The organism is Streptomyces sp. NPDC056361, from assembly GCF_042262805.1.
Lineage (GTDB): Bacteria > Actinomycetota > Actinomycetes > Streptomycetales > Streptomycetaceae > Streptomyces.
On sequence record NZ_JBHJQI010000263.1, the window covers coordinates 1 to 5,276 of the forward strand.

Annotated in this window: 3 protein-coding genes; all 3 read right to left on the reverse strand. The window is 71.0% G+C overall.

Annotation, left to right across the window (positions count from 1 at the left end):
* Positions 1 to 132: 132 nt before the first annotated feature.
* Entirely contained in the window at positions 133 to 1,158 is a 1,026-nt protein-coding gene (locus ACFCY7_RS39645; protein ID WP_030212665.1) for a ParA family protein, read from the reverse strand.
* Positions 1,159 to 1,607: 449 nt separating this feature from the next.
* Positions 1,608 to 2,723: an alanine dehydrogenase gene (ald, locus tag ACFCY7_RS39650; RefSeq protein WP_376490935.1), complete on the reverse strand. Its 1,116-nt coding sequence runs from the start codon at positions 2,721 to 2,723 to the stop codon at positions 1,608 to 1,610.
* A gap of 147 nt (positions 2,724 to 2,870) precedes the next feature.
* A complete protein-coding gene (locus tag ACFCY7_RS39655; RefSeq protein ID WP_376490936.1) occupies positions 2,871 to 4,856 on the reverse strand; it encodes an AAA family ATPase in 1,986 nt (661 codons plus the stop codon).
* Between the last annotated feature and the right edge of the window lie 420 nt (positions 4,857 to 5,276).

The following is a 5,276-nucleotide window of genomic DNA, read 5'->3' on the forward strand; positions in this document are numbered from 1 at the left end:
CGTGCTCCGCGGAGCCCTCGGCCGCCGCCGTGTCGCTCTCGCCCGCCGGGGCCGGGACGGCCCGGCGGGGTGAGGACGACTGGAGCGCCGTCCCCCCGGTCGTACGGAAGAGTTCGTCGGCGCCGGGCAGACTCACTCGGCGTGACACCGGGCGAGCACCTCCCTGGCGAGCTGGCGGTAGGCGGCGGCGCCCACGGAGTTGGACGCGTAGGTGGTGATGGGCTCGCCGGCGACCGTGGTCTCCGGGAAGCGCACGGTCCGCCCGATGACCGTGTGGTACACGTGGTCGTCGAAGGCCTCGACGACGCGCGCGAGGACCTCACGGCTGTGCACGGTCCGGGAGTCGTACATCGTGGCGAGGATGCCGTCGAGCTCCAGCTCGGGGTTGAGCCGCTCCTGGACCTTCTCGATGGTCTCGGTGAGCAGCGCCACTCCGCGCAGGGCGAAGAACTCGCACTCCAGCGGCACGATGACCTTGTGAGCCGCCGTCAGGGCGTTCACGGTCAGCAGGCCGAGCGAGGGCTGACAGTCGATCACGATGTAGTCGTAGTCGTTCATCAGCGGCTTCAGGGCGCGCTGGAGCGTGGACTCGCGCGCGACCTCGCTCACCAGCTGGACTTCGGCGGCCGAGAGGTCGATGTTGCTCGGCAGCAGGTCCATGTTGGGTACGGCGGTCTTGAGGAGGACCTCGTCCGCCGACATGCCCCGCTCCATGAGCAGGTTGTAGACGGTGAGGTCGAGCTCCATCGGATTCACGCCGAGGCCGACCGACAGGGCTCCCTGCGGGTCGAAGTCGACGAGCAGCACCCGTCGTCCGTACTCCGCGAGCGCGGCACCCAGGTTGATGGTCGACGTGGTCTTGCCGACGCCGCCCTTCTGGTTGCACATCGCGATGATCTTCGCGGGTCCGTGGTCGGTCAGGGGACCCGGGATCGGGAAGTACGGCAGGGGCCGTCCGGTGGGGCCGATCCGCTCGCGGCGCTGGCGGGCAGCGTCGGGTGCGAGGGTGGCCGCGTACTCCGGGTCGGGCTCGTACTCGGCGTCGGGGTCGTAGAAGTGCCCCTCGGGCACCTCGTCGTAGGCGGCGAAGTGGGTGGACTCTCGGCCCATCTCGTTGCCGGCCGTGGCGTTCACGTGTAGGCCGTCCATCGTCTTCATCGTGTGGGCTGTCGTCATGGGCTGGTGCGTCGCGAAGGTCCGCACCGCGACGGAGCCGATCGGAGCACCTGGCGCACCGCTCCCGGGAGTAATTGTCGACTCATTCACAAGTCGTCTTACCTCCTTGGATGTCACCAGGAACATTTATCGATAGGTCAGCGTGGCACCATGCCGACGGTTGGCGACTCTATGGCGTGTCACCGCTCCGCAGCAACACAATCCGCCGGACCCGGCCCGATGTGTCGGCAACCGAACACGTCTCTGTCAAGGGTGCGCAGGCACGCATCCACACGTTTCAGGGGTGTGCGAAACGGTTAAAGGGTTACGTTCGAGGCGAGTTGCCCGAACGTTTCGGCGTGGCCGGAGACACAGCCGGCCGGACCTTGTCGAACAAGGTCCGGCCGGGGGTGCGGCATTGACGGCACGCGTTGACGGCGGTGCCGCGAGGGTCAGCCCAGGAGGGTGCTGAGCTCGACGTGCTCGAGGCCGTGCGCCTCTGCGACCTCCTTGTAAACCACCTTGCCGTCATGGGTGTTGAGGCCCAGACCGAGGGCGGCGTCGCGGCGCAGCGCCTCGACCCAGCCGTTGTTCGCCAGCGACACGATGTAGGGCAGCGTGGCGTTGGTGAGGGCGTAGGTGGAGGTGTTCGGGACCGCGCCCGGCATGTTGGCGACGCAGTAGAAGACCGAGTTGTGGACCTGGAAGGTCGGCTCGGCGTGGGTGGTCGGGTGCGAGTCCTCGAAGCAGCCGCCCTGGTCGATCGCAATGTCGACAAGGACACTTCCGGGCTTCATCTTGGCGACGAGCTCGTTGGTGACCAGCTTCGGGGCCTTGGCGCCCGGGATGAGGACGGCGCCGATGACGAGGTCGGCCTCGACGACGGCCTTCTCCAGCTCGAAGGCGTTGGAGACGATCGTCTTCACCTTGGTGCCGAAGATCTTGTCGGCCTCGCGGAGCTTGTTGATGTCACGGTCGAGCAGGGTCACGTGGAAGCCCATGCCGACGGCGATCTGGGTGGCGTTCCAGCCGGAGACGCCGCCGCCGATGACGACGCACTCGCCGGCGTGGGTGCCGGGGACGCCGCCGGGGAGGACACCGCGGCCGCCGACGGAGCGCATCAGGTGGTACGCGCCGACCTGCGGGGCCAGGCGGCCCGCGACCTCGGACATCGGGGCGAGCAGCGGGAGCGCGCGGTTGGCGGTCTCGACGGTCTCGTACGCGATGGCGGTGGTGCCGGACTCGAGCAGCGCGTCCGTGCACTCGCGGGAGGCGGCGAGGTGCAGGTAGGTGAAGAGCGTCTGGTCCTTGCGGAGACGGTGGTACTCCTCCGCGATCGGCTCCTTGACCTTGAGCAGCAGGTCGGCGGTGGCCCACACCTCGTCGGCGGTGGCGAGGATCTCGGCGCCGGCGGCGACGTACTCCTCGTCCGTGATCGAGGAGCCGACACCGGCGTTCTGCTCGACGAAGACCTGGTGGCCGTTGCGGACGAGCTCGTGGACACCGGCGGGGGTGATGGCCACGCGGAACTCGTTGTTCTTGACCTCGCGGGGGATGCCGACCTTCATCGTCGATCACGGTCCTTGAATCAGGGGGGATACATGGGGCACTGCGATACATACCCGGATGCACTACGGCGCACCGGGGCAGACCACGTTCGAACGCGGCGCACCCAGTCTAATGAAGGAGTTCCCGGTGTCTAGCCTTTCAAAGTACTAATCTTTCTCTGACCCACTGCGGATTTCGTAGGCCACGGGTTCCGATTCCAGCAATCTCTCCGCCGCTGCCCGGTGCAGCCCGGCCGCAGCCGGGTCGCCGAGCCGGTCGAGGGTGTCGGCCAGCCGCAACTGGAGCGCCGCCTGGAGCCGGGTGTCCTTGGCCCGGCGGGCCCACTCCACCGCCTCCTCGCAGGTCCGCAGCGACTCCTCGGGCCGCCCCGCGTACTCCTGCACCCGCGCCGCCTCGCTCAACGCCCGCGCGTGGCCCGGGAGATCCGCGAGCCGCCGGTAGCCCGCGGCGGCGGCCCGCCAGTTCCGCAGCGCCTCGCCGTACCGCCCCGCATAGGTCTGCACGGCCCCCAGGCGGGCGTACAGCCGGGCCTGGTCGGCACGCTCGTCCCGGGCGAGGCGCTGCGCCAGCGCCCGCCCGTACCAGTCGCCGGCCCGCTGCCAGTCCCCCAGCTCCTGATAGGCCCCACCTACGGATTCCATTGCGCGACCGGTCGCGTACGGGTCATTTGCTTTGCGTCCGGCATCCAAAGCCGACCGATATCGCAGCAGAGCGTCCTTCGTCCTACCGGTCCGGGCATCCAGATCGGCCAGGTTCAGCAGGGCCGCGGCCTGCTCCCGGTGCAGCCCCCGCCGCTCCGCGACGTCCAGGACCAGCCGGTGCAGCCCGTACAGCTCCGGCGCCGCCGCCTCGGCCCCCCGGTGCGCGGCCAGCGCCCTGACCAGCGAGGCCACCAGCCGGCGGGCCAGCGTGTCCAGCTCGCCGTCGGCGACGGCCAGCCGCGCCGAGGCCAGCAGGACCGCCTGCCGCGAGTCCAGCCAGGCCGCGCCGGCGGCCGCGTTCGGGAAGCGCAGGGCCCGCGGCAGCCCCGCCAGCCTCCGGCGGGCCGGCGAACCCTCGGGCTCGGTGACCGCACGGCACGACTGGAGGAGCCGTACGGTCCGCTCCAGCATCCGGGCCCGCGCGAGCTGCACCTCGGCAGGCCGGTCGCGCTCCTCCAGCTGAGCGCGAAGCAGGGGTACGAGGTGGCCCCGCACCTCGTACTGTCCGTCCTCACCGACGGAGACCAGCCCCAGAGCGGCGAAGTCGGCAAGCGTCGTGCCCGCCGCGGAGACCGAGCAGCCGGCCAGCGCCGAAGCCGTGTGCGCGTCGGCCCGCCCGAGCGGGGCCAGCGACAGGTACCGCAGTATCCGCGCGGCAGGCCCGTCCAGCCCCTCGTGGGCCAGCTGAAAAGCACGGGACAGCGGGTCCCCGCTCAGCGCGCGCAACCGCTTCGCCAGATCGGCGACGGACGACTTCGGCCGCGTCGACAGCCATCCCCCCGCGAGGACCACCGCGCCGGGCAGCCCCCCGCACTCCTCCACCAGCGACTCCGCCGCCTGCGGATCGACGGTCACCCGCACCGACCCCGTGTAAGCGGTCAGCAACTCGATCGCCGACTTCGGGTCCAGCCCCCCGAGCGTGCACGGCCGCACGTCCGGAATCCCCGTGAGCGGCCCCCTGGACACCCCCACCACCAAGGCGTCCGGGTTGTCCGGGATCAACGGATCGGCCTGCTCCGCGTCGACGGCGTCGTCCAGCACCAGCACCGCGCGGCGCGCGCCCAGTGCCCCCCGTACCAACTCGGTCAGCTCGTCCTCGCCGGCCCCCGGCGGTTCCGCGACCCCCAGCGCCCCGAGAAGTTCCTGCGCCACCCGCCCGGCGGGAACGGCATCCCCACCCGGCTCCGTCAGCCGCGCCCTGAACACCCCGTCGGGATAACGGTCCCCGAGCCCCGCCGCCAACTCCTCCGCCAGCGCCGTACGCCCCGACCCCGGCTTCCCCGCGATCAGCAGCACCCTCGCCCTCGGCGCCTTCCGCCCCGTCAGCGTGTCCAACCCGGTCCGCTCGATGTCAGCGCGCAGAGCCTTCAACTCCCGCTGCCGGCCGAAGAACTGCCGGCTGCCCGCCGCCGCCACCGCCTGATCCGTCACGGGCCACGCTCCCGTCCACCTGCACACGAGCCGATCCCGCGGGTGTCTCCTCACGGGCATCCCGAGCGTAGTTCAGCCCCCGCCACCACCCCTCGCGAGCACGACCAACACGTCCCCCAATCAGATCAACCGATCGTCACACCACCCCATTGCACGCAACCATTCCGCTGGGGCGGCGCCCACCCTCGCGCCCCCGCCCCGCCCGCTGTGGGCAATCGTTCCGCTGGGGCGGAACGGGTGGGCACAACGGACGGCGCCCCCTGCCGGGCCTAGGCTTCCGCGCCCGAACCCGCATCTCGTGCACGGCTCACTGTCGGTGCGGGTCCAGGCACAAGGGGCGGACGCGCCGCCAAGGGCGCCGTCCCGTGTGCCCACCCGTCCCGCCCTGGGGGTACCCCCGGACGAAGTCTGGGGGAGGGA